Here is a 26474-nt window from a genome sequence, read left to right on the forward strand (position 1 = left end):
AAACGCCCGGTTACATTCCGAACCCGGAAGCTAAGCCTCACAGCGCCGATGGTACTGCAGGGGGGACCCTGTGGGAGAGTAGGACACCGCCGAACTCCCTTTAGAGCTCTGGCTCTTGGGCAACTAGCCCAAGAGCCAGAGCTTTTTTGCGTTGAGGTAGGGTCAGGGGGCAAAGTTGGCTCGTTTCCCACCACAGGAGGCCCCCGGGTGGAGGTACAGGAGACGCGCGTCCAGACGGACCGTGTCCTCACCATCCCGAACATCCTCAGCATGGCGCGTCTGGTCGGCGTACCCGTCTTCCTGTGGTTGGTCCTCAGGCCCGAGTTCGGCGGGCCCAAGAGCGACGGCTGGGCCCTGCTGGTGCTGCTCTTCAGTGGCGTCAGCGACTACCTGGACGGCAAACTCGCCCGGCGCTGGAACCAGATCAGCAGCCTCGGCCGGCTGCTGGACCCCGCCGCGGACCGGCTCTACGTGCTGTCGACGCTGGTGGGCCTCACCTGGCGCGAGATCCTGCCGCTCTGGCTCACAGCCGTGCTGCTGCTGCGTGAGCTGCTTCTGCTGGTGATGGTGGGGATCCTCCGCCGGCACGGCTATCCGCCACCCCAGGTGAACTTCCTGGGGAAGGCCGCGACCTTCAATCTGATGTACGCGTTCCCGTTGCTGCTGCTCAGTGACGGAAGCGGCTGGATCTCGTCACTCGCTGCTATTTTCGGATGGGCGTTCGCAGGGTGGGGTACAACGCTCTATTGGTGGGCAGGAGTGCTCTACGTGGTGCAAGTCCGCCGCCTCGTCCGCGCGGACGCCACAGCCGATTGAGCTCGGCGATTGTCCGGACCTACTGGCCCTCGATTGGCTTCGATGGCCCGCGGCGGAAAAGTGCGGGACAATCTGACGGGTGAAGTCGGCTAGACCGTCATCTCTTAGAGGAGGACGCTTCCGACATGAAGGCCGTCGTGATGGCCGGTGGTGAAGGCACACGCCTTCGCCCCATGACCTCCAGCATGCCCAAGCCACTCCTTCCGGTCGTCAACCGGCCGATCATGGAGCATGTGCTACGGCTGCTCAAAAGGCATGGGCTCACCGAGACCGTCGTCACTGTGCAGTTCCTGGCATCGCTGGTCAAGAACTACTTCGGGGACGGCGAGGAGCTCGGTATGGAGCTCACCTATGCCAACGAGGAGAAGCCACTCGGTACAGCCGGAAGCGTCAAGAACGCCGAAGAGGCGTTGAAGGACGATGCTTTCCTCGTCATCTCCGGCGATGCGCTGACCGACTTCGACCTCACCGAACTGATCAACTTCCACAAGGCGAAGGGCGCGCTCGTCACGGTGTGCCTGACGCGTGTGCCCAATCCGCTGGAATTCGGTATCACCATCGTCGACGAAGAGGGCAAGGTCGAGCGCTTCCTCGAGAAGCCGACCTGGGGCCAGGTCTTCTCCGACACGGTGAACACGGGCATCTATGTCATGGAGCCCGAGGTATTCGACTACGTCGAGGCCGACGTTCCCGTGGACTGGTCCGGTGATGTCTTCCCGCAGCTGATGAAGGAAGGCAAGCCCATCTACGGCTACGTCGCCGAGGGCTACTGGGAGGATGTCGGTACTCACGAGTCGTACGTGAAGGCGCAGGCCGACGTCCTGGAGGGCAAGGTCGACGTCGACATCGACGGCTTCGAGATATCCCCGGGTGTATGGGTCGCCGAGGGTGCCGAGGTGCATGCGGACGCCGATCTGCGCGGGCCGTTGTACATCGGTGACTACGCCAAGGTCGAGGCCGGCGCGGAACTCCGGGAACACACCGTCGTCGGTTCCAACGTCGTCGTCAAAAGCGGCGCGTTCCTGCACCGGGCCGTCGTCCACGACAACGTGTACGTCGGGCAGCACAGCAATCTGCGCGGCTGTGTCGTCGGCAAGAACACCGACATCATGCGGGCCGCGCGGATCGAGGACGGCGCGGTCATCGGTGATGAGTGCCTGATCGGTGAAGAATCGATCGTTCAGGGCAATGTCCGGGTCTATCCCTTCAAGACCATCGAAGCCGGCGCCTTCGTCAACACGTCGGTGATCTGGGAGTCCCGCGGACAGGCTCACCTGTTCGGCGCCCGGGGCGTCTCCGGGATCCTGAACGTCGAGATCACGCCGGAACTGGCCGTACGGCTGGCCGGCGCGTACGCGACCACCCTGAAGAAGGGGTCCACCGTCACGACGGCCCGTGACCACTCCCGTGGTGCCCGTGCGCTCAAGCGGGCGGTGATCTCCGCGCTCCAGGCGAGTGCCATCGACGTACGCGACCTGGAGAACGTGCCGTTGCCCGTGGCCCGGCAGCAGACCGGGCGGGGCAGCGCCGGCGGGATCATGATCCGGACCTCGCCCGGGGTGCCTGACTCCGTCGACATCATGTTCTTCGACGGGCAGGGCGCCGACCTCTCCCAGGCCAGCCAGCGCAAGCTGGACCGGATCTTCGCGCGGCAGGAGTACCGGCGCGCGTTCCCGGGTGAGATCGGCGACCTCTACTTCCCGGCGAGCGTCTTCGACTCGTACACCGGGTCGCTGCTGCGGAACGTCGACACGACCGGGGTCGCCGAGTCGGGCCTCAAGGTCGTCGTGGACGCCTCCAACGGCAGTGCCGGCCTCGTGCTGCCGAGCCTGCTCGGCAAGCTCGGTGTGGACTCGCTGACCATCAACCCGGGCCTGAACGAGGCGAGGCCCACGGAGACCGCCGACCAGCGGCGGGCCGGGCTGGTGCGGCTCGGTGAGATCGTGGCCTCGTCCGGGGCCGCGTTCGGTGTGCGGTTCGACCCGGTGGGTGAGCGGCTGTCCCTGGTGGACGAGAAGGGCCGCATCATCGAGGACGACCGGGCGCTCCTCGTGATGCTCGACCTGGTCGCCGCCGAGCGGCGCAGCGGCCGGGTGGCGCTTCCGGTCACCACGACCAGGATCGCCGAGCAGGTGGCGGCGTACCACGGCACCCAGGTCGAGTGGACGACCACCTCTCCCGACGACCTCACGCGCGTGGGGCGCGAGGAGGGCACCATCTTCGGAGGTGACGGCAAGGGCGGCTTCATCGTCCCCGAGTTCAGCAGCGTCTACGACGGCACGGCCGCGTTCGTACGCCTGATCGGTCTGGTGGCGCGGACGCAGCTCACGCTCAGCCAGATCGACGCCCGGATCCCGAAAGCGCATGTCCTCAAGCGGGACCTGGCCACACCGTGGGCTGTCAAGGGACTGGTCATGCGGCGTGTCGTGGAGGCGGCCGGAGACCGGTTCGTGGACACGACCGACGGGGTGCGGGTCGTCGAGACCGACGGGCGATGGGTGATGGTGCTGCCCGACCCGGCCGAGGCGGTCACCCACCTGTGGGCCGAAGGGCCCGACGACGCGTCCGCGCAGGCTCTGTTGGACGAGTGGTCGGCGACGGTGGACAGCGCCGGACGGTAAAACCGCTGCACGCGTGCGTGCCGGACAGGTGTCCCCACGGGGGCCGGTCCGGCACGCCGGTGGGGCCGTTCGGAGGTACCGGCCGCAACGTGCGACGATGTGCGGCATGCCGCAGCAACCCCCCGTTCGGAGCAGCGCCGCCCGGCCGTCGCGCCCGGACGCGTCCATGTCGTTGATCACCAACGTCATGGACCACAGCCTGGACGACGGGTACGCCGAGGCGGCCGCCCGGAAGCGGGCCCGGGGGGAGGGCGGCGGCATGCCGAAGACCCTCCGGGCCAGGCTGGGTCTCGCCGGCGGTCTGGTGCTGGCGGCCCTGGTGGTGACCGTGGGAGCGGCGCAGGCGCGCGTGACGGCGCCCGTGGTGGCCAAGGAGCGCCAGGAGCTCATCGACAGGGTCGACCGGGAGACGGCGGCCGCCGACAAGCTGGAGAGCAGTGTCGACAAGCTCCGGGACGACGTCAGCGCCCGTCAGCGTGGAGCGCTGAAGGAGAGCGGCGGCAGCGGGCAGGCGGACCTGGTGGACGTCCTGTCGGGCGCCACGGCGGTGCACGGCCCCGGCGTGAAGCTGGTGGTGAACGACGCCAAGGAGGCCTCCTCGGGCGGCGACGCCGGCAATCCGCGGGAGACCTCCGGGTTCTCCGACACCGGCCGGGTGCGGGACCATGACTTGCAGCGTGTCGTGAACGGGCTGTGGGCCTCGGGCGCCGAGGCGGTCTCGATCAACGGGCAGCGGCTGACGGCCCTGTCCGCGATCAGGGCCGCGGGGGACGCGATACTTGTCGACAACAGGCCGCTGGTACCGCCGTACACGGTGCTGGCGGTGGGGGACGGGGAGAAGCTCGGCTCCAGGTTCCAGGACAGCCCCGACGGGGTGTACCTGCATGCCCTGGAGGAGAACTTCGACATCCGGGCGACCATCTCCACGGAGAGTGACGTCAGGTTGCCCGCCGCGCCCAGCGTGATCGTACGTACAGCACAGCCGTACACCGAGAAGACTGAGAAGGGCACATCGTGATCGCCGTACTTGGCCTCGTCGTGGGCGTCGTGGCCGGACTGTTGGTCCGGCCTGAGGTTCCGGCGGTCGTCGAGCCGTATCTGCCGATCGCCGTCGTCGCGGCGCTCGACGCCGTCTTCGGCGGTCTGCGGGCCATGCTGGACGGGATCTTCGACGACAAGGTCTTCGTGGTGTCGTTCCTTTCCAACGTGGTGGTGGCCGCGCTGATCGTCTTCCTCGGCGACAAGCTGGGGGTGGGCTCGCAGCTGTCCACGGGGGTCGTGGTGGTTCTCGGTATCCGTATCTTCTCCAACGCCGCGGCGATCCGGCGGCACGTCTTCCGGGCGTGAGCGGCATGGGCGAGCACGAGAAGGAACCGGAGCACCGGCTGCGCAGAGAACTCCCGGCCGAGGTGCCCCCCGCGGCGCCGGAGGCCGAGTCCGCCGTGCCGGAGCCGGAGGCCAAGGTGACCGGCCGGGAGAGACTGGTCCAGGGGTTGTGGCCACCGCGCGTGAGCAGGGCGCAACTGATCGTCGCCGTGCTGTTGTTCGGGCTCGGATTCGGGCTCGCCGTGCAGGTGGCGTCGAACAGCGACAGTGACAGCGCGCTGCGCGGGGCCCGTCAGGAAGATCTTGTCCGCATCCTCGATGAACTGGACGACCGTACTCAGCGTCTTGAGGACGAGAAGACAGGACTCGAGAAGCAGCGCCAGGAGTTGCAGAGCAGCTCCGACCAGGCGGCGGAGGCCCGCAGGCAGACGGCCGAGAAGGAGCGGCAACTCGGTATTCTCGCGGGCACCGTGGCGGCGCAGGGTCCTGGCATCACGATGACGGTCGACGACCCGAAGGGGGCGGTGCAGGCGGACATGCTGCTCGATGCGATCCAGGAACTGCGCGCGGCAGGCGCGGAGGCGATCCAGGTCGACGGGGTCAGGGTGATCGCCGGCACCTACCTCACCGACTCCGGGAAGAGTGTCAGCGTCGACGGGAACAAGATCACCCAGCCCTACGTTTTCAAGGTGATCGGCAAGCCGCAGGACCTCGAGCCGGCTCTCAACATCCCCGGAGGCGTGGTGCAGACCCTGGAGAAGGAGCAGGCGACTGTGACCGTCGAACGATCCGCCAAGATCGTCGTGGATGCCTTGCGACCGGCGAAGCAGCCTGACTACGCTCGGTCGTCCTCACAGTGAACCGGCGGTGCATGGGGGACGTCCGGCAAGGGCATGAGGATGCGGGGGGTCGGCGCACCGGGGAACCGGCGCGTGGTGGAAACTGTCTGGTGGATACGGACGTTGTGTGGTTGTCCGGGTCGGCCGGTTTATTCAGTCAGGGTTCGTCCTGCCCCACGGGCGGGTCTGTTTCGGTCAAGGGGAATCGCCCGTGAAGTTGTTTGCGAAGTTGTTCGGCAAGAGCGCGCGAGAGGGTAGCGACAACGCGACCGCGCGCCATCGGGCACAGCCCGACGCGGAGGGCCAGCGCCCGCTGTTCCGGGACCAGGTGGCTGGTCCGGGGGGTGACATTTCGGGAGGTCAGGGCGCGCCGTCAGTTGACCCGTCCCAGTCCGGCGGCATAGGTTTCGGGCAACCGTCAACCTCAGGTACGGGTGGAGGGTTCGCCTCCGGCCCGTACGCGTCCAACGCCCCGGCGGGGCAGCCGCGGCAGGAGGATCCGTCCATGTCGGCCCTGGTTTGTACGAGGTGCGGTAACCGCAACGCGGAGAACGCCCGCTTCTGTTCCAACTGCGGAGCCCCGTTGCGTGCGGGCGCCATCCCCGAGCGTGCGTCGGAGACGACGTCCACGATCTCGATCTCCGGTCTGGAGGCCTACGACGCCGAGGTCACCGGCCAGAGCCAGATGCCGTCGCTCTCTCCCGAGGCGCAGGCGGCGGTCGACGCGCTGCCGCTCGGCTCCGCGCTGCTGGTCGTGCGCCGCGGCCCGAACTCGGGCAGCCGGTTCCTGCTGGACAGCGACCTGACCACGGCCGGCCGCCACCCGCAGAGCGACATCTTCCTGGACGACGTGACGGTCTCGCGCCGGCACGTGGAGTTCCGGCGCCAGCCGGACGGCTCGTTCACGGTGGCCGACGTCGGCAGCCTCAACGGCACGTACGTCAACCGGGAGCGCATCGACCAGGTCGCTCTGTCGAACGGTGACGAGGTCCAGATCGGCAAGTACCGGCTGGTCTTCTACGCGAGCCGGCAGGGCATCTGACCCTCCGGAGCTCGCCTGGAGGACCCCAGGGAAGAAGGTCCATGCTGCACACACCGAGCGGCGGTACCGGTCACGGCACCGCCGCCACGGAGTCCGGGCTGATGAGCATCGGCACGGTGCTGAACGTGCTGCGCGACGAGTTCCCCGAAGTCACCATCTCCAAGATCCGCTTTCTGGAGTCGGAGGGGCTCATCGAGCCGCGCCGTACCCCCTCCGGGTACCGGAAGTTCAGCACCGGGGACGTGGAGCGTCTGGGACACGTCCTGCGGATGCAGCGGGACCACTATCTGCCGCTCAAGGTCATCCGGGAGTACCTGGAGGCCATGGAGCGCGGCGAGGCGGTACAGCCGCCCGTGCTGGGGCGGCAGCGGGACGGCGAGGCCGTGCCGATGGCTCCCGAGGCGCCCACGGTGGCGCGGATCGGCCGGGACGAGCTGCTCGCCGCCGCGGACATCGACGAGACCCGCCTCGCGGAGTGGGAGTCGTACGGACTGATCACTCCGCTGGAGGAGGGCGTGTACGACGCCGAGACGGTCACCGTGGCCTCGCTCGTGGCCGAGCTGGGCCGGTTCGGGATCGAGCCACGCCATCTGCGGGCGATGAAGGCCGCCGCCGACCGGGAGGCCGGCCTGGTGGACCAGGTGGTGGCACCGCTCAAGCGCCACCGCAATCCGCAGACCAGGGCCCATGCGGAGGCCCGTACGAAGGAGCTGGCGGCGCTCACCGTGAAGCTGCACGCCGCGCTGATGCAGACGGCGCTGGGGGTGCGGCTGCCGTGAGCACCGAGACAGGGCCCGGGCGGAGGCCGGATCGGGCGCGCGTTCCGGGCCCGACTACCCAAACGTCCCGGGCACGGCCTAGGGTTGCTGTGTGAACGAGCTCGATGTCGTAGGTGTCCGGGTGGAAATGCCCTCCAACCAACCGATCGTGCTCCTGCGCGAAGTGGGAGGCGACCGTTACCTCCCCATCTGGATCGGGCCGGGGGAGGCGACGGCGATCGCATTCGCCCAGCAGGGCATGGCGCCCGCCAGGCCGCTGACGCACGACCTGTTCAAGGACGTGCTGGAGGCCGTCGGCCAGGAGCTCAGCGAAGTACGCATCACGGACCTGCGTGAAGGCGTCTTCTACGCGGAGCTGGTCTTCGCCAGCGGGGTCGAGGTGAGCGCCAGGCCGTCCGACGCCATAGCGCTGGCGCTGCGCACCGGAACGCCGATCTACGGCAGTGACACGGTGCTGGACGACGCGGGCATCGCGATTCCGGACGAGCAGGAGGACGAGGTGGAGAAGTTCCGCGAGTTCCTCGACCAGATCTCTCCCGAGGACTTCGGCACCAGCAGCCAGTGACCGACCGGAACGGCCCGTCATCCACCGCGAGGACGGTGACGGGCCGGTTCGTGCCGGAGGGCCGGTGACGGGCCGGTTCGCGGCAGGTCATGGCCGAAACTCATGGGCAATTGCCAGCGGCCATTGAGAGCGTCCTACGGCCTCCCGCCAGAGCATTCGGCTAGCCTTTCCCCGCGGTGGGGCACGGGAAACCACTCCTAGGGTGATTATCACTCGGCGTGCCGAGTGTGGCGATCGTTGACGCACCCCTGGTGACTGCCTACCGTCGAGAAGGCAGGTCAAGGACGGAGGTCGGCGTGAGAAGCAGCGGCGACGGTATGGCTGGGGGTGCCCCCGGACGCGGTTTCGGGGAGAGCGGTCCGTCCCCGCTTCACAGCAGCATTGCCGGTCACGCCCCGCAGCGGCCGACCGCAGTGCCGAGCGGCGGAGGGGCGGCGTCCATGGCCACCGAGGAGATCGGCTACCGCGGGCCCACGGCCTGCGCGGCGGCCGGCATCACCTACCGGCAGCTCGACTACTGGGCCCGCACCGGCCTGGTCGAGCCCAGCGTGCGGCCCGCCTACGGGTCGGGCACCCAGCGTCTGTACAGCTTCCGGGACGTCGTCGTCCTGAAGATCGTCAAGCGGTTCCTGGACACCGGGGTCTCCCTCCAGAACATCCGCACCGCCGTCCAGCACCTGAGAGAACGCGGTTTCCGCGACCTGGAGCGGATGACCCTGATGAGCGACGGTGCCACGGTCTACGAGTGCACCTCGCCCGACGAGGTGCACGCCCTGCTCCAGGGCGGTCAGGGCATCTTCGGGATCGCGGTCGGCGTGGTGTGGCGGGACGTGGAGAACGCGCTCTCCCAGCTGCACGGCGAACGCGTCGACACCGGCGAGACGCTCGTCGGCCACAACCCCGCCGACGAACTGGCCCGGCGGCGCAACCGGGCGGTCTGAAGGCTTCCAGTCGATGCCCCGGCACGGGAAACGGTGCCGGGGCATTGTCAGTGGTGTGGTGCAGCATCGGAGATGTGAGAAACGCGCCCACGATCCTGCATCTCGACATGGATGCCTTCTTCGCCTCGGTGGAGCAGGCGTCCAAGCCGAGCCTGCGCGGGAAGGCCGTGGTCGTGGGCGGCCTCGGTCCGCGCGGTGTGGTGGCCACCGCGTCCTACGAGGCCCGGGTGTTCGGGGTGCACTCCGCGATGCCGATGGGCCAGGCACGGCGGCTGGCGCCGAACGCCGCGTATCTGGTACCGCGCTTCGGGCTGTACCGGTCGATCAGCGAGCAGGTGATGGGGCTGCTGCGTGGCCTCTCGCCGCTGGTGGAGCCGCTCAGCCTGGACGAGGCGTTCGTCGATCTGGAGGCCGGTGCGGTGGCCTGGGACGCCGCGTCCGCGCAGCTGGTGGGGGAGAGGCTGCGCGCCGACATACGGGCCGTCACGGGGCTCTCCGGGTCCGTCGGGCTCGCCGCCTCCAAGATGCTCGCGAAGATCGCCTCCGAGCAGGCCAAGCCGGACGGGCTGGTGCTGATCGAGCCGGGCACGGAGCGGGCGATGCTGGGGCCGATGACGGTGCGGACCCTGCCGGGGGTGGGGCCGGCGACGGGAGACCATCTGCGGCGGGCGGGGATCACCACGGTCGACGAGATCGCCGAGGCGGGCGAGGACGAGCTGGTACGGCTGCTCGGCAAGGCCCACGGACACGCGCTGTACGCGATGGCTCTCGCGCACGACGAGCGGCCCGTGGTGGCCGAGCGGGAGGCCAAGTCGGTGTCCGTCGAGGACACCTACGACGTGGACATCCACGACCGGCTGCGGGTGGGGATGGAGGTGCAGCGGCTGGCCGACCGGTGTGTACGGCGGCTGCGGGGGGCCGGGCTGTCCGGGCGGACCATCGTGCTGAAGGTGCGGCGGTACGACTTCTCGACGCTCACCAGGTCCGAGACGCTCAGGGGGCCGACCGACGACCCGGCGGTGGTGCGGGAGGCGGCGGCGCGGCTGCTGGACTCGGTGGACACGACGGGGGGTGTACGGCTGCTGGGGGTGGGGGTGACGGGGCTGGCCGACTACACGCAGGAGGACCTGTTCGCGCAGGCGGCGGCCGGGGCGGAGGGAGCGGCCGGGTCTTCGGCGGAGGAGGACGTCGCGGAGCCGGTCACCGAGCAGGAGGCGGTCACCGAGCGGCGGTGGCCCGCGGGGCACGATGTGCGGCACGCCCAGTACGGACACGGATGGGTGCAGGGGAGTGGGCTGGGGCGGGTGACGGTGCGGTTCGAGACGCCGGGGGCGGCGGGGCCCGGGAGAGTGCGGACGTTTCGGGTCGACGACCCTGAGCTGGAGCCGGCGGAGCCGCTGCCGTTGGTGCCGGGGGGTTCGGTGGACGGGGTGCGTGCGTGACCGTGCGTGGGGGCCGGCGCCGGGGTGGGGACGCTTACCGGCGCCGGCCGGCCGCAGCCGCGCCCGCCCTCCCCCACTCTCGGCCTCGCTCGAGCGGGGGGACCCCCATCGCCCCAGCGGCACGACTGCCCGCAACTGTGTGTCGTTGGGGGCGCGGGGAACTGCGCGACCGGCCCCCACCGACCCGCGGCGGCATCACGACCGCACCCGGCGTCGGCCTCACGCGCCCGTGTCCTCCGTTCCCGCCAGCTTGCCGAAGTCGTGGTCCGGATGGTCCCGTGGCGGGGCGCTCGTGTCCAGGCCGTAGTGGTGGTAGAGCTGGAGCTCCTGTTCGGGGGAGAGGTGGCGGCCCACGCCGAAGTCGGGGGCGTCTTTGATCAGGGCGCGGTCGAAGGGGACCTGAAGGGTGCCCTCGACCAGTTCGCTGGGTTCCAGGGGAACGAAGGCGTCCCTGGAGAACAGGCCGGTGCGTATGGCCGCCCACTCCGGCACCCCCGTCGCGTCGTCGAGGTACACCTCGTCGATCGTGCCGATCTTCGTGCCGTTGCGGTCGAACGCCTTGCGGCCGATCAGGTTGCGCGGATCGATGTCGGTCTGCACGGGCCCTCCACTTGGTCGCAACTCATCCGTAAGCACTACAAAAGAGCACATTGAAGGAGGCGGCCACTCGAAGGCTCCGGTGTTGCCCCCGCTGGTAGGCTGACAACGGCTGCTGACCCCGTGCGGGAGAGTCCTCCGGGAAACCGGAGGCGCCGAAGGAGCAAATCCTCCCCGGAATCTCTCAGGCTCACGTACCGCACGGACGAGGTCACTCTGGAAAGCAGGGCGGATGTCGACGGTGTCCGCTCTCACCGACGGTGCAAGCCGGTGGTCCGCGAGGGCGCACCGGCGAAGCTCTCAGGTCAGATGACAGAGGGGGAGGCCGTCGGGGTACCCGTGCCGGGGTACCCCTCGAAGGTCGCGTCAGACCAGGAGGCCTCCGCAATGACCGCCCAGCGCATCCCGCTCTCCGAACTCGAGCAGGGTATTCCCTTCGAGCAGCGCCATATCGGCCCCGACCACGAGGCCCGGGCCAAGATGCTTGCCCAGGTCGGCTACGGCTCGCTCGACGAGCTGACCGCCGCCGCCGTGCCGGACGTGATCAAGAACGCCGACCGGCTCGGCCTGCCCGGTGCCCGCACCGAGGCCGAGGTGCTGGCCGAACTGCGGTCCCTGGCCGACCGGAACCAGGTGCTCGACTCGATGATCGGCCTGGGGTACTACGGGACCTTCACGCCGCCCGTCATCCTGCGCAACGTGATGGAGAACCCCGCCTGGTACACGGCCTACACGCCGTACCAGCCGGAGATCTCCCAGGGCCGGCTGGAAGCGCTGCTGAACTTCCAGACCGTGGTCGCCGACCTCACCGGGCTGCCGACCTCCGGTGCCTCGCTGCTCGACGAGGGCACGGCCGCCGCCGAGGCGATGGCCCTCTCGCTGCGCATGGGCAAGAACAAGAAGGGCGTCTTCGTCGTCGACGCGGACGCGCTGCCGCAGACCATCGCCGTGATCCAGACCCGGGCCGAGCCCACGGGCGTGGAAGTCGTGGTCGCCGACCTCGCCGACGGCATTCCGGCGGAGCTCGCCGGGCGGGAGATCAACGGGGTGCTCGTCCAGTACCCCGGCGCCTCCGGTGCCGTACGCGACATCAAGGCCGTCGTCGAGCAGGCGCACGAAGTGGGTGCGCTCGTCACCGTCGCCGCCGACCTGCTCGCGCTGACCCTGCTGACCTCGCCCGGCGAGCTCGGGGCCGACATCGCCGTCGGCACCACCCAGCGGTTCGGTGTACCGATGGGGTTCGGCGGGCCGCACGCCGGTTACATGGCGGTCCGCGAGAAGTTCGCGCGCAGCCTGCCCGGGCGCCTCGTGGGTGTCTCCGTGGACGCCGACGGGAACAAGGCGTACCGGCTGGCGCTGCAGACCCGCGAGCAGCACATCCGGCGGGAGAAGGCGACCAGCAATATCTGCACCGCGCAGGTGCTGCTCGCCGTGATGGCCGGCATGTACGCCGTCTACCACGGGCCCGAGGGGCTCAGGGCCATCGCGCAGCGGACGCACCGCTACGCCACGATCCTCGCCGCGGGGCTCACGGCCGGCGGAGTCGAGATCGTCCACGGCGCCTACTTCGACACCCTCACCGCGCGCGTGCCCGGCAAGGCCGCGGAGATCGTCGCCGCCGCCCGCGAGGCCGGTGTCAACCTGCGGCTCGTCGATGCCGACCACGTCTCCATGGCCTGCGACGAGACCACCACGCGCGCCCAGCTGAGTGCCGTGTGGACGGCCTTCGGTGTCGAGGGCGACGTCGAGGCGCTGGACGCCGTCACCGAGGACTCGCTCCCCGAGGCGCTGCTGCGCACCGACGGCTACCTGACCCACCCCGTCTTCCAGCAGCACCGCTCCGAGACCGCGATGCTTCGCTACCTGCGCAGGCTCGCGGACCGGGACTACGCGCTGGACCGCGGCATGATCCCGCTGGGCTCCTGCACCATGAAGCTCAACGCGACCACCGAGATGGAGCCGGTCACCTGGCCCGAGTTCGGCCAGCTGCACCCGTTCGCGCCCGCCGAGCAGGCGCAGGGCTACCTGACCCTCATCCGGGAGCTGGAGGAGCGGCTCGCCGAGGTCACCGGCTACGACAAGGTGTCCTTGCAGCCCAACGCCGGATCGCAGGGCGAGTTCGCCGGCCTGCTCGCCGTACGCGCGTACCACCGCGCCAACGGCGACGCGCAGCGGACCGTGTGCCTGATCCCGTCGTCCGCGCACGGGACGAACGCCGCCAGTGCCGTCATGGCGGGCATGAAGGTCGTCGTCGTGAAGACCGCCGAGGACGGCGAGATCGACGTCGCCGACCTGCGGGCGAAGATCGAGCAGCACCGCGACGAGCTCGCCGTGCTGATGATCACCTACCCGTCCACGCACGGGGTGTTCGAGGAGCACGTCGCCGACATCTGCGCGCAGGTGCACGAGGCCGGCGGACAGGTCTACGTCGACGGCGCCAACCTCAACGCCCTGGTCGGCGTCGCCAAGCCGGGCCACTTCGGCGGCGACGTCTCCCACCTCAACCTGCACAAGACCTTCTGCATCCCGCACGGCGGCGGCGGTCCCGGTGTCGGTCCGGTGGCCGTACGGGCGCACCTGGCGCCGTACCTGCCGAACCACCCGCTGCAGCCGGCCGCCGGTCCTGAGACGGGTGTCGGGCCGATCTCGGCCGCGCCGTGGGGCTCGGCGGGGATCCTGCCGATCTCGTGGGCGTACGTCCGGCTCATGGGCGGCGAGGGACTGAAGCGGGCCACCCAGGTGGCCGTGCTCAGCGCCAACTACGTCGCCAAGCGGCTGGAGCCGCACTTCCCCGTGCTCTACACCGGGCCCGGCGGCCTCGTCGCGCACGAGTGCATCATCGACCTGCGGCCGCTGACCAAGGCGACCGGCGTGAGCGTCGACGATGTCGCGAAGCGGCTCATCGACTACGGCTTCCACGCGCCGACGATGTCCTTCCCGGTGGCCGGCACGCTGATGATCGAGCCGACCGAGTCCGAGGACCTCGGTGAGCTGGACCGGTTCTGCGCGGCGATGATCGCCATCCGTGCGGAGATCGACAAGGTCGGGGCGGGCGAGTGGTCCGCCGACGACAACGCGCTGCGTGGTGCTCCGCACACCGCCGCCGCGCTGGGCGGCGAGTGGAAGCACGAGTACAGCAGGGAGGAGGCCGTCTTCCCCGCCGGGGTGTCCGCCGCCGACAAGTACTGGCCGCCGGTGCGCCGGATCGACCAGGCCTTCGGCGACCGGAACCTGGTGTGCTCGTGCCCGCCGCTGGACGCCTACGAGGACTGACGCACAGGCATGACGCGAGAGGCCCCGCTCCGGCGGGGCCTCCCGTTTTCACGCCGGGTACGCGTGCGTCTGGGTCGCCTTCACCGTCGCCCAGACGGTGGCGCCCGGGTGCAGGTCCAGTTCGGCCGCCGCGACCGTGGTGAGGTCGGCGGCGAGGGCGAGTTCGCCGGTCAGGCCGGCGCGGATCTGGTCGCCGTGGGTCTCCAGGCCGGCGACCTCGCAGCGCCAGAGGTTCCGGGCGCTGGCGCCGGTGGGACGGTCCCGGAAGAGGGTGACGGCGCTCGGCGGGAACGCGACGAAGACGTCACCTGTGAGGACTTCGGTGGTGGTGATCGCGGGGCCCGCGGCGAGCTGGACCGTGTGGCCCTCGGCCCGGCCCCGGTAGAGGTTGAGGCCGACCAGGTGGGCGATGTAGTCGGTGCGGGGGTGGCGGGCGATGTCGGCGGGCGTGCCCTCCTGGACGACCCGGCCGTCCTCGATGACGATCAGGCGGTCGGCCAGCACCATGGCGTCCAGCGGATCGTGGGTGACCAGGACCGCGACCGCCTCGAACTCGGCCAGGTGGCGGCGGAGTTGGGACCGTACCTCCAGGCGGGTGCGCGCGTCGAGGGCGGCGAGCGGTTCGTCCAGGAGCAGCAGGCGGGGGCGGGTGGCCAGGGCGCGGGCAAGGGCGACGCGCTGGGCCTGGCCGCCGGAGAGGCGGCGGGGTTTGACGCCGGCGTGTTCGGCGAGGCCCATGCGGTCCAGCCAGGCGGCCGCCTGAGCACGGGCCTCGGACTTCGCCATGCCTTGGCAGCGGGGGCCGAAGGCGACGTTGTCGAGGGCCGTGAGGTGGGGGAAGAGGAGGTAGTCCTGGAAGACGACGCCCACCGGGCGGGATTCGGGGGGCGTGCGATGCAACTCCGTGCCGTCGAGGTGGAGGTGTCCGGTGGTGAGGGGGGTGAGGCCGGCGAGCGCGCGGAGGGCGGTGGTCTTGCCCGCGCCGTTGGGGCCGAGGAGGGCGACGACCTCGCCGGGGGCGGCGGTGAGGGTGATGTCCAGGTGGAAGGTGGGGCGGGCGACGACGAGGTGGGCGTGGAGGCCGTCGGTTTTCGGGTGTGGGTGTGAGTGCGAGTGCGTGGTGGGTGCTCGGCCTTCGGCCGGGTCGGGGTTCTCACCCGCACCACCCGTGCGGCTGCCGGTGTCGGGTGCGGGTGGCCCCTGCGGGGGCTGCGCGCCATCGGCGACTGCGGGCCGTCCGCGGTGGTCAGGTTGCGTACCGTCGGCGGCTGCGGCCGGCCGCTGGGGTGGCTGCGAGGCGTCGGCGGACGCCGGCAGGCCGTGGGGAGGCTGGGTGCCGTCCGGGGATGCGGGATGTGAGTTGGTCATCGGGGCGTCGTCCACCGGGTCGTCCTCATGATGCCGTGGTCCAACGGTCCCGCAACGCCGCCAGTACCGCGATCGACACCGCCAGCAGTACCAGGCTGAGCGCGATCGCCGCGTCGGGGTCGTTCTGGAGGGCCAGGTATACGGCGAGCGGCATGGTCTGGGTGCGGCCGGGGAAGTTGCCGGCGAAGGTGATGGTCGCTCCGAACTCGCCGAGCGCGCGGGCCCAGGCCAGGACCGAGCCGGCCGCGATGCCCGGGGCGATGAGGGGGAGCGTGACCCGGCGGAACGCGGTGAAGCGGGAGGCGCCCAGGGTGGTGGCCGCCTCCTCGTAGCGGGGGTCGGCGGCGCGGAGCGTGCCCTCGACGCTGATCACCAGGAAGGGCATGGCCACGAAGGACTCGGCGACGACCACGCCGGCCGTGGTGAAGGGCAGGGTGATGCCGAACCAGGAGTCCAGCCACTGGCCCACCACCCCGTTGCGGCCGAGGGCGAGCAGCAGGGCCACACCGCCGACCACCGGGGGGAGGACGAGGGGGAGGGTGACCAGTGCGCGGACGAATCCCCGGCCGGGGAACTCCGTGCGGGCCAGCAGCCAGGCCAGGGGGACGCCCAGGACGAGGCTGACGGCCGTCGCCGCCGTGGCGCAGACGAGGGAGAGCTGGAGGGCCTGCCAGACCTCCGCGCTGGTCAGCAGGGACGGCAGGCCGCGCCAGGGGGCCCGTACCAGCAGGGCGACCAGCGGCAGGAGCAGGAAGACCAGGGCTACCGCTCCGGGGAGGAGGAGCGGTAGCGGTACGGCGGTCCGAACGCGCCGGCGCCGCGGACCGCCCGTGAGGGTGCCGGCCGCGGCGCCGGACTCGTCGGCCTTCGTCACGGCTTGAGGAACCCGGCGTCGTTCAGCACCTGCTGGCCCTCGGCGGACTGCACCAGCGCGATGAACGCCTTGGCCACCGTGGGGTTCTGGGCGTTCTTGAGGAGGGCGATCGGGTAGTCGTTGATCGCGTCGGCGGACTCGGGGAAGTCCACGCCCTCCACCTTGCTGCCGGCGGCCTTCACGTCGGTCTGGTAGACGACCGCCGCGTCGGCCTCCTTCAGGACCACCTTGTTGAGGGCGGACTTCACGTCCTCCTCGTAGGAGACCGGGGTGAGCTTGAGCTTGCCGGCGTCCAGGGCCTTCTGCGCGGCTGCACCGCACGGCACCGTCTTGTCGCACAGCACGACCTTCAGCGAGGACTTCGTCAGGTCCTTCAGCGAGGAGATCTTGTCGGGGTTGCCCGGCAGGGTGGCGATCTCCAGCTGGTTGCGGACGAAGGTGGCCGGCGTGGTGGCGGTGTCCTTCTTGTCCGTCACGATCGCCATGGTCTTGGCGCTCGCGGCGGCGAAGACGTCGGCCGGCGCACCACTCGTGATCTGCGCGGCGAGGGTGTCGCTGCCGCCGAAGCTGAAGTTGACCCTGGTGCCCGGGTGGGCCTTCTCGAAGTCGGCCTTCAGGGTCTTGAAGCTCTCCTGCAGCGAGGCCGCGGCGAACACGGTGATCGAGCCCGACAGCTTGGGCGTCGCCGCCGCCGAAGTGTCCGACTTCGTCGTAGCGGACGAGTCGTCGCCGGAGGAGGAGCAGGCGCTCAGGGCCAGCAGGGCCGCGACCGAGGCACCGGCCAGCTGGAGCGTCCGCCGGGTCCGGCGCACGGAACGGGTCATCACGAGTGAACTCCTCTGAATCCTATGGACAATCTGTCGCGCCCTGCTGCGACCTGTCTATCAGTCCGCGTGGCGATGATACTGCCGCAATTGCCAGGCGTAAGTCTTCTGTCACATCGCATGAGCTGCGTACTTTCAGACTGGGGCTGGCATGTGCGTTTGTACGGTGACGTGCCGCGGGTACCGTCACCCGGGAGGTGGCCGTACATGACGCTCGCCGAACTCGTCCTCACCGGAGACCTCGCACGACCGGCCCGGCTGACCGTGCCCGATCTCCTGCGCTGGCCCCAGCAGCGGGTGCGCGTCAGCTTCGAGTGCGCCACCAGCGGAGTCCAGCACCACGCCTTCACCGGGCCGCGGCTGTACGACGTCCTCACCGCCGCCGGACCCGGATTCGACCCTGGCCGGCGCAAGGACCGGCTGCGCTTCCTCATCGCCGTCTCCGGCGCCGACGGGCACCACGCGCTGCTCTCCTGGGCCGAGATCGACCCCGACTTCGCCCACGCCCCGGTCCTGCTGGGCGTCGGCATCGACGACACCCCGCTGGACCGGGCGGGACCGCAACTGGTGCTGCCGCAGGACCGCTGCGGGGCCCGGCACATCAGCGGCATCAGGGAGATACGGGTGGACGGAGGCTACGGCGGCTGGCATCCAGTGCCCGCCACACCCGGTCGCGCGTCAGCGGCAGCTCCGTGAACCGGATGCCCGTCGCGTCCCGCAGCGCGTGTGCAGGTGACCCGTCAGACGCGGTCGATGTGCACGTTCGTCGACTTCACCCGGGCGGTGGCCTCCATGCCGACCTCCAGGCCGAGTTCCTCGACCGCCTCCCGGGTCAGGAGGGAGACCAGGCGGTGCGGGCCGGCCTGGATCTCGACCTGGGCGGCGACGTCGCCGAGCTTGATCGCGGTGACGATGCCGGGGAAGGCGTTGCGGACCGAGGTGTAGGAGGTGTCCTCCTCGGCGGTGCCGGCCTTGGCCAGTTCGACGGAGAACGCGGCGAGGTCCGTGCCGTCGATGAGCCGCCTGCCGCCCTCGTCGCGGTGGGTGGCCATCCGGCCCGCGTCGGCCCAGCGGCGGGCGGTGTCCGGGCTGACGCCGAGCAGCCGTGCCGCCTGGCCGATCGTGTAGGAGGGCATGGGCTCACCATAGGGCCGGGTGGCGGGGTGCGAGGACGTGGGGCCGCCGGTCAGGTGAGGCCGGACGCCTCCAGGACCGCGCGTGCGTTCGTGTCGTCGATCTCGTGGCCGAGCCGTGCCAGTACCTCGGTGCCGCGGCGCAGGGTGCCCCGCTCCAGGGAGCGGCGGACGCCGGTGTCCAGTTCGTGCCAGAGCAGGGGATTGGCGTGCAGGACGCCCGGGTCGAGCTCCAGCCGGTTGCCCCGGGTGTCGCGCAGGACCAGATGCGCGGCGACGTCCCCGTACTGGCCGACGTAGACGAGGGAGTCGGTACGGACGGTACGGCGGCGCAGCGGGCCGCGGACGGCCAGCCAGCCGGGGCCCGCCGTGACGCGGGCCGGCAGCAGCATGACGAGGATCGCGGCCGACAGGGTGACCCAGAGCAGGGCGCGGGCCGGGGTGAGGGTGCCGGCGTCCCAGTCCACGGCGAACGTCAGCCCGCCGAAGCCGAGGGCAGAGCACACGGCCAGGCGTGCGCCGCCGCGCCAGGTGCGGTCACCGGCCGCCCGGCCCCTGGGTCTTCTGTCCTCCATGGGGCCGACGGTAGGGCGCGGCGGGGGCGGGGGAGCGACCGCTGACAGGGTTCTTATGCGGACCGAGCGGTTATTGACGGGATTCTTACGCCCCCGTGTCCCGCGCCCTCTGTCCGGTGCCTGGTGCCTGGTGACCGGACCTCAGCCTGTGTGGACCCGCGGCCGCCGTTCGCGGTCCGGCTCCGCCTCGCGCAGCACCTCCCGGGTGACCGGGGCGACCTCGCCCTGGCCGAAGAGGAAGAAGCGCAGGAAGTTGGCGAACGGGTTGCCCTCGGTCCACTCGAAGTAGATGTGCGGGATGCAGCCGGTCTCGTCCCGGACGTGCAGCAGCAGCGCGGCCAGGGCGTTGGGGATGGAGGCGGACTCCAGGGTCAGCACGCGGTAGCGGTTGTGCAGGACCTCGCCCCGCACGGTCAGGCCCGCCTCGAACTCGGAGGGGTCGGTGACCGTGACCTCGACGAAGACGAAGTCCTCCTGCTCGGGCATGTCGTTGTCCGCGCGGATCTGCTCGATCTTGTCGCGGTACTCGGCCTTGTCGCGCCGGTCCGGCTCGTTGGCGATGAACCGCATCTTGCGGCTGGCCATATCGCGGATGAATCGTTCCGCCATGTCGTCGAGGGTCACACTCGTCACGCGCAGCTCGAAGGCGCGGGCGAGGCGGGAGAGCAGCGAGACGAGGATGATGCCGACGATGAAGCAGGCACCGATCTTCACACCGTCGGGGCGCTCGATGACGTTGACGACGGTCGTGTACAGGAAGACCGCCGAGATGATCCCGAACCCGATCGTCCACTTCCGCTGTCCGGCCTTGCGGGCGGCGATGGTCACCGCGACCGCGGCGGAGCTGATCAGCACCAGCACGCCGGTGGCGTAGGCGCCGCCCTGCGCGTCGACGGAGGCGTCGAAGATCCAGGTCACCAGGAAGGCGATCAGCGTGAAGACGATGACCATCGGGCGCACCGCGCGGGCCCAGTGCGGGGCCATGCCGTAGCGGGGCAGGTAGCGGGGCATCAGGTTGAGCAGGCCGGCCATCGCGGAGGCGCCGGCGAACCACAGGATGGCGATCGTGGAGACGTCGTAGACCGTGCCGAAGGCGTTGCCGAGGTACTCGTGGGCCAGGTAGGCGAGCGCACGGCCGTTGGCGCTGCCGCCCGACTTGAACTCGTTCTCCGGGATGAGCAGCGTGGTGATGAAGCTGGTCGCGATCAGGAAGCAGCTCATGATCAGGGCGGCCGTGGTGAGCAGCTTCTTGGTGTCCCGGATCCGGCCGGTGGGCTGCTGCTCGGTGTCGCCCGGCTCGCCCTTGACGTGCGGCATGACGGCGACGCCGGTCTCGAAGCCGGACAGGCCCAGGGCGAGTTTCGGGAAGACGATCAGGGCGACGCCGACCATGACGAAGACGTTGCCGTGTTCCTGGGTGAGGGCGCTGCTCCAGTCGGTGATGACGTGCTCGGCGGTGATGACGTGGTAGAAGCCGACGATCACGACGACGACGTTGAGCGCGAGGTAGATGCCGACCAGGGCGACGGCGACGCCGATCGCCTCCAGGAAGCCCTTGAGGAAGACCGCGCCGAGCAGGGCCACCAGGAACAGCGTGATGACCATCTGCTTGCCCTGCAGGAAGTCGGTCAGGTGCGGGTTCTCCACCAGGTGGGTGGAGGCGTCCGCGGCCGACAGGGTGATGGTGATCAGGAAGTCGGTGGCGGCGAAGCCGAGCAGGGTCAGCACGAAGAGCTTGCCCTGCCAGAAGGAGAGCAGCCGCTCCAGCATGGCGATGGAGCCCTCGCCGTGCGGGCTCTCCTCGGCGACGCGGCGGTAGACCGGCAGGGCGCCGGCCAGGGTGACTATGACGAGCACGATGGTCGCGATCGGCGACAGCAGGCCGGCCGCCAGGGCGGCGATGCCGGGCTGGTAGCCGAGGGTGGAGAAGTAGTCGACACCGGTCAGGCACATCACCCGCCACCAGCGCTGGCCCTGGTGCGGTGGTTCGGGCTGTGCGTGGGGGCCGGTGTGGCCGCCGCCCTTGCCCATGTCGGACAGCCCCTCCAGCATCCAGGCGCGCAGGCGACTGGGAGGGGGGTGTTCGGTCGTGGCCATGGGGTCGGCTCCTGGTGTCCGGCGCGGTGAGGTGCGGCGCAGTTCGATTCCGGCCATCACGCGGACGGCGGCACCAGCGTATGCAGAGAGTGACGCGTGGGCCCACGGATCGGGAGGTCCTGGGCGTCAAGCTTGCGTTAAGAATGCCCTGGCAGGCGGGGGTCGGGCATCAAGAAAGGGTGGCCCGGAGGCCGCGGGGGGACGTTGGGCTGTACGGGGGGCGGCGAACGGGTGCCGGGTTCCGGACACCGAGCGTTATCCCGTACGAGGGTCCGGTACGACGTCCCTCCCGCGCCTGCTCAGGTCAGGCGGCGCGGCCGACCAGCAGGTCGGCGAGTCTGGTCAGCCGCCTGACCGTTCGGCCCTCCGTCGCCGCCGGGGCCGGTTCGATCCGCGTGTCCCGGTCGTACTGGGCGCCGTTCACGATCTCGACGGCCGGGTCGCGGAGGCGGACCACGTGCGCGGCGCTCTCGGCGGCGGGGCCGCCCTCGTGGGCGCGGAGGGGGAGCAGCGCGGAGTCGCAGGCGCCGGGTGCACGGAGACGGCGGTGACCCGCGGGTCGGCCCCGAACTACGGCGCGTGGATGGCCGCGCTGGAGGAGGTGACGGACATCAACCGCGCCTACTTCGGCCAGTCGGTGACCGCGGGCCGCGGTGAGCTGACCGGCCGACTGCCCTGGGCCCGTGGGCTGTTGCCCCTGGCCGTGGGGCTGACGGGCTGGGGCTGCGGCCCCGGACGGCCGAGTTCCGCTGACCGGGCGCTACGCGTCCGCCAGCCGCGCCTCCTCCAGGTCCAGGGACCGCTGGAGCCGCCTGCGGGTCGTGTCGCTGATCGTGTGCTCGTCGTACAGCCGCCGCAGCTCCGCCGCCTCCACCGCTATCAGGTCGCGGCGCAGCTGCCGGTAGACCAGGTCGGCCGACTCGGCCGTGCTGTCGGTGAGACGGTCGCGGGCGTCGTCGAGACGGGCGTTCAGGCCACGCCGGAGCCGGTCGAGGACCACGTCCGGTACGGCCTCAAGTTCGGACAGCTCCTCCAGGCGCCGGATGCCCGCGTCGGCCAGCCGGCAGCGGGCGGCGGCCTCCTCGCGTTCGGTGTGGTCCGGCTCCAGGGCGATGCCGGAGCGGCGCACCACCGAGGCCAGGGAGAAGCCCTGCACGACCAGGGTGACGACCACGACCGAGGTCGTGAGGACCAGCACCAGCGGCCGTTCGGTCAGCGCCGACCCGTCTTTCGCCGTCACCGGTATCGACAGCGCGGCCGCCAGCGGCACCACACCCCGGGTGCCGGCCCAGGTCAGCACCACCGGCACCCGCCAGTTCGGCCGCTGTATGCCGCCCTTGCGCTGCACGACCGCCGACAGCGGCGCCAGCCACAGCAGCCGCACCGCGATCAGCGTGCCGGCTACCGCCAGCGCGTACAGCGGCCAGGCCCGGTCGCCGTCGGACAGCGCCCGCACCTGGGCGGGCAGCGCGAGCCCGATCAGGCTGAAGACCACGCTCTCCAGCAGGAAGACCACGGTGCCGTAGACGGCGTGCAGCTGGAGCCTGATCCGGGCGTTGGTGAGCCGGTCGCCGCGGCCGCCCAGGACCACGCCCGCCACCACCACCGAGGTGACCCCTGAGGTGTGCGCCGCCTCCGCGAGGACGTACGCCGCGTACGGTGTGACCAGGGAGATCACCGTCTCCAGGACCGGGTCCTCGGTGCGCCGCCTGATCACCGTGACGACCGCGGCGACCAGCGCGCCGATCAGCGTGCCGCCGCCCGCGAGCAGCAGGAACTCGCCGCCCGCCGCCCCCCAGTTCGCCGCCGCCGAGGCCACCGCGACGCTCACCGCGACCCGGTAGAGGACCAGGGAGGTCGCGTCGTTGAAGAGGCTCTCGGCCTGGACCAGCATCTGCACCTTGGGCGGCAGGGCGAGCCGGCGGCCGAGCGCGGTCACCGCCACCGGGTCGGTGCTGGCGAGGATCGCGCCGAGCACCAGAGCCATCCGCCAGGACAGCGGGGTGACCAGGGAGGCGACCGCGCCGACGGCCGCGGCCGAGGCGAGCACCAGGCCGACCGCGAGCACGCTCACCGGCTTCCACACCGCCCGCAGCTCACGCCAGGAGAGTTCCTCCGCGCTGGCGTAGAGCAGCGGCGGGAGGACGACGAGGCCGATGATCTCCGGGCTGACCCGGATCGTCGGGGTGCCCGGCAGCAGGGCCACGGCGAGGCCCGCGACGACGAGGAGGGAGGGGGCGGGAATCCGCCACCGGCGGGCGAAGGTCGCCACCACCGTGGCCAGAACCACGAGTGCGAGAACCGTACCCACGCTGCGCATGCCGTCCCCCTGGGCCCCAACGGAAGCCACGATGACTCCCGGCCGACCAGACTTCCCGGCACACCGCCTTCACCCTATCCGGCCGAGGGCCGTCAAGACAGTGTCAACGTCCTCGTCAGCGGCGCCAGAGACGCGTCAAGAGGCCGGACCCGCGGCCCCGCGGCGCGCTTGTCTTTGAGGTGATGAACGACGTACCGCGCGGACGACTGAAGGTCTACCTCGGGGCCGCCCCAGGGGTCGGCAAGACCTACCGCATGCTCGACGAGGCCCAGCGCCGCGCGTCCCGGGGCGCGGACGTGGTGGTGGGGTACGTGGAGTGCCACGGGCGCCCGCGCACCGAGGCCATGACCGCCGGCCTGGCGTCGGTGGCACGGCTGCGCTGCGGATACCGGGGCGGCGAGTTCGAGGAGATGGACGTCGCAGCCGTGCTGGCGCGCCGCCCGGCCGTCGCCGTCGTCGACGAGTTCGCGCACACCAACATCCCCGGCGGCGGCCGCCACCCCAAGCGCTGGCAGGACGTCGAGGACCTGCTCGCGGCCGGCGTCGACGTGATCACCGCCGTCAACATCCAGCACCTCGAATCACTGAAAGACGTCGTCGAGAAGATCACCGGGGTGCCGCAGCACGAGACGGTGCCCGACGACGTGGTCCGCAAGGCGGAGCAGATCGAGTTCGTCGACATCCCGCCCGAGGGCCTGCGCCGCCGCATGGCGCACGGCAACATCTACGCCCCCGAGAAGGTCGACGCGGCCCTCGCCAACTACTTCCGTCCCGGCAACCTCACCGCCCTGCGCCAGCTGGCCCTGCTCTGGGTCGCCGACCGGGTCGACGAGGCCCTCCAGTCCTACCGCGCCGAGCACGCCATCGGCGGGGTGTGGGAGACCCGCGAGCGGGTGGTGGTCGCGCTGACCGGCGGCCCCGAAGGCGACACGCTGGTACGACGGGCCGCCCGGATCGCCGACCGGTCGGCGGGCGGCGACCTGCTCGCCGTGCACGTGGCCCGCAGCGACGGCCTGGCCGCGGGCGTCTCGCACGCCTCGCTGGCCCGGCAGCGCCGGCTGGTCGAGGACCTCGGCGGCAGCTACCACTCGGTGGTCGGCGACGACGTGGCCACCGCCCTGGTGGACTTCGCCCGCGCCGAGAACGCCACCCAGCTCGTCCTCGGCACCAGCCGCCGCGGCCGCCTCGAACGCTTCCTCACCGGACCGGGGACGGGCGAGACCGTCACCGAGCTCTCCGGCGACATCGACGTCCACCGGGTCACGCACGAACGCGCCGGACGCGGCACCCTGCTGCCCTCCCGCCGCCGCACTCTCTCCACCCGCCGCCTGATCGCCGGGCCGGTCGCGGGGCTGGTGCTCCCGGTCCTGCTGACCGTCGCCCTCGCCCAGGTGCGCGGCACCGTCAACCTGACCAGCGAGGCCCTGCTCTTCCTGCTCGCCGTGGTCGGCGTGGCCTGCATAGGCGGGGTGACCTCCGCCGTGATCGCCTCCGTCACCGCGTCCCTGCTGCTCAACTACTGGTTCATCCCGCCCATCGGCCAGTTCACCCTCGACGACCCCAACGCCCTGCTCGCACTGGGGGTGTTCGCGGTCGTGGCCGCCACCGTCGCCGCGGTCGTCGACCGCTCGCTGCGGCTGTCGAGGCGCGCGGCCCGGGCCACCGCCGAGGCGGAGACCATGTCGTCGCTGGCCGGCAGCATCGTGCGCGGCGGCCAGACCATCCCGGCGCTCCTGGAACGCACCCGCGAGACCTTCGGCATGGACTCCGCCGAACTCGTCGACGAACCGCCGGACGGCGCCGACGCCACCACCGTGCCCGCGGGCCCGGGCAACTACCTGGTCCTGCGCGGCCGTACGCCCTCCTCCTCGGAGCGGCGGGTGCTCGCCGCGTTCGCCGCGCACGTCGGGTCGGCGGTGGAGCGGGCCCGGCTCGCCCAGGCCGCCGCCGAGGTCGAACCGGTGCGCGCCGCCGACCGGATGCGCACCGCGCTGCTGCGGGCCGTCGGCCACGACCTGCGCACCCCGCTCGCGGCCGGGTGGGCGGCGGTCACCTCGCTGCGCAGCCGGGAGGTGGAGTTCTCCCCGGAGGACCGCGACGAACTCCTCGCCACCGCCGAGGAGTCCATGGCCCGGCTGAGCCGGCTCGTCGACAACCTCCTCGACCTCAGCCGCCTGGAGGCCGGCGTCCTCACCCTCAACCTGCGGGCCACGGCCCTGGAGGAGGTGCTCCCGGCCGCTCTCGCCGACACCCCGACCGCCGAGGTGCACGGCGAACCGGAGGACATGCCCCCGCTGCTGGCCGACCCGCCGCTGCTGGAGCGTGTGATCGCCAACCTGGTGGGCAACGCGGCCCGCTACAGCCCGCCCGGCGCGCGGGTGCTGGTGACGGCGAGCGCGCTGGCCGGGCGGGCCGAACTCCGGATCATCGACCGGGGGCCCGGCCTGCCCGCGGGCGGCCGCGACCGGCTCTTCGAGCCCTTCCAGCGGCTCGGCGACACCGACAACACCACCGGCCTCGGCCTCGGGCTCGCCCTCGCCCGCGGGCTCACCGAGGCGATGGACGGCACGCTGACCCCCGAGGACACCCCGGGCGGCGGGCTGACCATGGTCGTCTCGCTGCCCCTGGCCGGCCGGACCCAGCCCATCCGGGCAGCGCAGCACGCAGGAGGTGCCACGTGAACAGCACACCGGCGGAGCTCGCAGCGAGCTCCGCGCGGACGGTCCGGGACCGGGCCGCACTCGCCGCGGGCCTCGTCGCTCCCCTCCTGGTCGTCCTCGTCCCGGCGGCGGCCTGGTTCGACTCCTTGCTGAACCGGCCCCACGAGACCTTCGACGTCAGCGCCGGCGGCGACGTCGAAACGGCCGTACTGCTGCTCGCAGTCGGCGTGATCGTCGCCCAGCTCGCGGCGCATGCCCGCCGGCTGGAGGTCCTCACGGTGACCGACGCCCGCTGCCTGGCCCGGATCCACAGCACCGCCGACCGGGTCCACTCCGCCCGGTCCGCCGACACCCTCGTGGCCGCCGGCTGACCCGCGCGCCG

22 protein-coding genes, 1 rRNA gene, 1 pseudogene and 1 riboswitch are annotated in these 26474 nt (G+C 71.1%); of the genes and pseudogenes, 15 read left to right on the forward strand and 9 right to left on the reverse strand.

Translation table 11 applies throughout. The features are described 5' to 3' along the window. The 11 genes from rrf to ACFY0K_RS42000 form a co-directional block, all read left to right on the forward strand. Positions 1–95 (forward strand): 5S ribosomal RNA (gene rrf / locus ACFY0K_RS41950); the annotation flags it as partial. Positions 96–207: 112 nt separating this feature from the next. Then, a complete protein-coding gene (locus tag ACFY0K_RS41955) occupies positions 208–816 on the forward strand; it encodes a CDP-alcohol phosphatidyltransferase family protein (RefSeq protein WP_390644326.1) in 609 nt (202 codons plus the stop codon). A 125-nt stretch (positions 817–941) separates the two neighbouring features. After that, complete coding sequence (locus ACFY0K_RS41960; RefSeq protein WP_390644327.1) at positions 942–3437, forward strand: sugar phosphate nucleotidyltransferase; 2496 nt, start codon at positions 942–944, stop codon at positions 3435–3437. Between the two features lie 106 nt (positions 3438–3543). Continuing rightward, complete coding sequence (locus ACFY0K_RS41965) at positions 3544–4455, forward strand: DUF881 domain-containing protein (protein WP_390644328.1); 912 nt, start codon at positions 3544–3546, stop codon at positions 4453–4455. After that, positions 4452–4784, forward strand: a complete 333-nt coding sequence (locus tag ACFY0K_RS41970) for a small basic family protein (RefSeq protein ID WP_046727248.1) — start codon at positions 4452–4454, stop codon at positions 4782–4784. Before ACFY0K_RS41965 ends, ACFY0K_RS41970 begins: the two co-directional genes overlap by 4 nt. 5 nt (positions 4785–4789) lie before the next feature. Continuing rightward, positions 4790–5623, forward strand: a complete 834-nt coding sequence (locus ACFY0K_RS41975; protein WP_390644329.1) for a DUF881 domain-containing protein — start codon at positions 4790–4792, stop codon at positions 5621–5623. 190 nt (positions 5624–5813) lie between these two features. Continuing rightward, entirely contained in the window at positions 5814–6644 is an 831-nt protein-coding gene (locus tag ACFY0K_RS41980) for an FHA domain-containing protein (RefSeq protein WP_382734859.1), read from the forward strand. Between the two features lie 41 nt (positions 6645–6685). Continuing rightward, positions 6686–7423: a MerR family transcriptional regulator gene (locus tag ACFY0K_RS41985; protein ID WP_390644330.1), complete on the forward strand. Its 738-nt coding sequence runs from the start codon at positions 6686–6688 to the stop codon at positions 7421–7423. Between the two features lie 91 nt (positions 7424–7514). Then, positions 7515–7988, forward strand: coding sequence for a bifunctional nuclease family protein (locus ACFY0K_RS41990; protein ID WP_189316188.1), 474 nt, complete (start codon positions 7515–7517; stop codon positions 7986–7988). Between the two features lie 296 nt (positions 7989–8284). Continuing rightward, complete coding sequence (locus ACFY0K_RS41995) at positions 8285–8929, forward strand: MerR family transcriptional regulator (protein ID WP_351961192.1); 645 nt, start codon at positions 8285–8287, stop codon at positions 8927–8929. A gap of 74 nt (positions 8930–9003) precedes the next feature. Continuing rightward, on the forward strand, positions 9004–10371 hold the full coding sequence (locus tag ACFY0K_RS42000; RefSeq protein WP_390644331.1) for a DNA polymerase IV: 1368 nt from the start codon (positions 9004–9006) through the stop codon (positions 10369–10371). A gap of 219 nt (positions 10372–10590) precedes the next feature. Here ACFY0K_RS42000 and ACFY0K_RS42005 read toward each other — a convergent pair whose 3' ends face one another. Beyond that, complete coding sequence (locus ACFY0K_RS42005; protein ID WP_390644332.1) at positions 10591–10971, reverse strand: PRC-barrel domain-containing protein; 381 nt, start codon at positions 10969–10971, stop codon at positions 10591–10593. A gap of 113 nt (positions 10972–11084) precedes the next feature. After that, positions 11085–11178, forward strand: a riboswitch (glycine riboswitch). 177 nt (positions 11179–11355) lie between these two features. Between ACFY0K_RS42005 and gcvP the strand changes: the two genes are divergently transcribed. Then, positions 11356–14241: an aminomethyl-transferring glycine dehydrogenase gene (gene gcvP / locus ACFY0K_RS42010; protein ID WP_390644333.1), complete on the forward strand. Its 2886-nt coding sequence runs from the start codon at positions 11356–11358 to the stop codon at positions 14239–14241. A 48-nt stretch (positions 14242–14289) separates the two neighbouring features. On the opposite strand, the gene ACFY0K_RS42015 is transcribed toward gcvP, so the two are convergent. From ACFY0K_RS42015 to modA, 3 genes are read right to left on the reverse strand one after another with little or no spacing between them, the layout of a single operon-like run. Then, positions 14290–15624 carry an ABC transporter ATP-binding protein gene (locus ACFY0K_RS42015; RefSeq protein ID WP_390644334.1) on the reverse strand — a complete coding sequence of 445 codons (1335 nt, stop codon included), beginning with the start codon at positions 15622–15624 and terminating at the stop codon, positions 14290–14292. A gap of 10 nt (positions 15625–15634) precedes the next feature. Then, positions 15635–16483 (reverse strand): molybdate ABC transporter permease subunit, encoded by an 849-nt coding sequence (modB, locus tag ACFY0K_RS42020; protein WP_390644335.1) that lies wholly within the window; start codon positions 16481–16483, stop codon positions 15635–15637. Next, positions 16480–17307, reverse strand: a complete 828-nt coding sequence (gene modA, locus ACFY0K_RS42025; RefSeq protein WP_390644336.1) for a molybdate ABC transporter substrate-binding protein — start codon at positions 17305–17307, stop codon at positions 16480–16482. Before modA ends, modB begins: the two co-directional genes overlap by 4 nt. 207 nt (positions 17308–17514) lie before the next feature. Between modA and ACFY0K_RS42030 the strand changes: the two genes are divergently transcribed. Further along, the gene (locus ACFY0K_RS42030) at positions 17515–18003 is read left to right on the forward strand and encodes a molybdopterin-dependent oxidoreductase (RefSeq protein ID WP_390644337.1); all 489 of its coding nucleotides are present in this window, start codon (positions 17515–17517) and stop codon (positions 18001–18003) included. Between the two features lie 44 nt (positions 18004–18047). On the opposite strand, the gene ACFY0K_RS42035 is transcribed toward ACFY0K_RS42030, so the two are convergent. From ACFY0K_RS42035 to ACFY0K_RS42055, 5 genes and pseudogenes are all read right to left on the reverse strand, one after another. Further along, positions 18048–18443, reverse strand: a complete 396-nt coding sequence (locus ACFY0K_RS42035) for a molybdopterin-binding protein (RefSeq protein WP_390644338.1) — start codon at positions 18441–18443, stop codon at positions 18048–18050. A 50-nt stretch (positions 18444–18493) separates the two neighbouring features. Beyond that, positions 18494–19015, reverse strand: coding sequence for a hypothetical protein (locus ACFY0K_RS42040; RefSeq protein WP_382733899.1), 522 nt, complete (start codon positions 19013–19015; stop codon positions 18494–18496). A 141-nt stretch (positions 19016–19156) separates the two neighbouring features. After that, complete coding sequence (locus ACFY0K_RS42045) at positions 19157–21112, reverse strand: APC family permease (RefSeq protein ID WP_390644339.1); 1956 nt, start codon at positions 21110–21112, stop codon at positions 19157–19159. Positions 21113–21416: 304 nt separating this feature from the next. Further along, positions 21417–21682, reverse strand: a pseudogene (locus ACFY0K_RS42050) (short-chain dehydrogenase); the annotation flags it as partial. Between the two features lie 190 nt (positions 21683–21872). Further along, positions 21873–23432 carry a Na+/H+ antiporter gene (locus tag ACFY0K_RS42055; protein WP_390644442.1) on the reverse strand — a complete coding sequence of 520 codons (1560 nt, stop codon included), beginning with the start codon at positions 23430–23432 and terminating at the stop codon, positions 21873–21875. 182 nt (positions 23433–23614) lie between these two features. Here ACFY0K_RS42055 and ACFY0K_RS42060 point away from each other — a divergent pair, with 182 nt between their 5' ends. Further along, entirely contained in the window at positions 23615–26113 is a 2499-nt protein-coding gene (locus tag ACFY0K_RS42060; RefSeq protein ID WP_390644340.1) for an ATP-binding protein, read from the forward strand. Beyond that, a complete protein-coding gene (locus tag ACFY0K_RS42065) occupies positions 26110–26463 on the forward strand; it encodes a hypothetical protein (RefSeq protein ID WP_390644341.1) in 354 nt (117 codons plus the stop codon). Before ACFY0K_RS42060 ends, ACFY0K_RS42065 begins: the two co-directional genes overlap by 4 nt. Positions 26464–26474: the final 11 nt, after the last annotated feature.

The organism is Streptomyces sp. NPDC001507, assembly GCF_042894765.1.
Lineage (GTDB): Bacteria > Actinomycetota > Actinomycetes > Streptomycetales > Streptomycetaceae > Streptomyces.

Bases quoted from the DNA above. Each gene is read 5' to 3' on its own strand.
- ACFY0K_RS42055 (WP_390644442.1), bottom strand. From the start codon at position 23,432: ATGCGCAGCGTGGGTACGGTTCTCGCACTCGTGGTTCTGGCCACGGTG.
- ACFY0K_RS41985 (WP_390644330.1), top strand. From the start codon at position 6,686: ATGCTGCACACACCGAGCGGCGGTACCGGTCACGGCACCGCCGCCACG.
- gcvP (WP_390644333.1), top strand. From the start codon at position 11,356: ATGACCGCCCAGCGCATCCCGCTCTCCGAACTCGAGCAGGGTATTCCC.
- ACFY0K_RS42045 (WP_390644339.1), bottom strand. From the start codon at position 21,112: ATGGCCACGACCGAACACCCCCCTCCCAGTCGCCTGCGCGCCTGGATG.
- ACFY0K_RS41965 (WP_390644328.1), top strand. From the start codon at position 3,544: ATGCCGCAGCAACCCCCCGTTCGGAGCAGCGCCGCCCGGCCGTCGCGC.
- ACFY0K_RS42035 (WP_390644338.1), bottom strand. From the start codon at position 18,443: ATGCCCTCCTACACGATCGGCCAGGCGGCACGGCTGCTCGGCGTCAGC.
- ACFY0K_RS42060 (WP_390644340.1), top strand. From the start codon at position 23,615: ATGAACGACGTACCGCGCGGACGACTGAAGGTCTACCTCGGGGCCGCC.
- ACFY0K_RS42040 (WP_382733899.1), bottom strand. From the start codon at position 19,015: ATGGAGGACAGAAGACCCAGGGGCCGGGCGGCCGGTGACCGCACCTGG.
- ACFY0K_RS41960 (WP_390644327.1), top strand. From the start codon at position 942: ATGAAGGCCGTCGTGATGGCCGGTGGTGAAGGCACACGCCTTCGCCCC.
- ACFY0K_RS41975 (WP_390644329.1), top strand. From the start codon at position 4,790: ATGGGCGAGCACGAGAAGGAACCGGAGCACCGGCTGCGCAGAGAACTC.
- ACFY0K_RS42030 (WP_390644337.1), top strand. From the start codon at position 17,515: ATGACGCTCGCCGAACTCGTCCTCACCGGAGACCTCGCACGACCGGCC.
- modA (WP_390644336.1), bottom strand. From the start codon at position 17,307: ATGACCCGTTCCGTGCGCCGGACCCGGCGGACGCTCCAGCTGGCCGGT.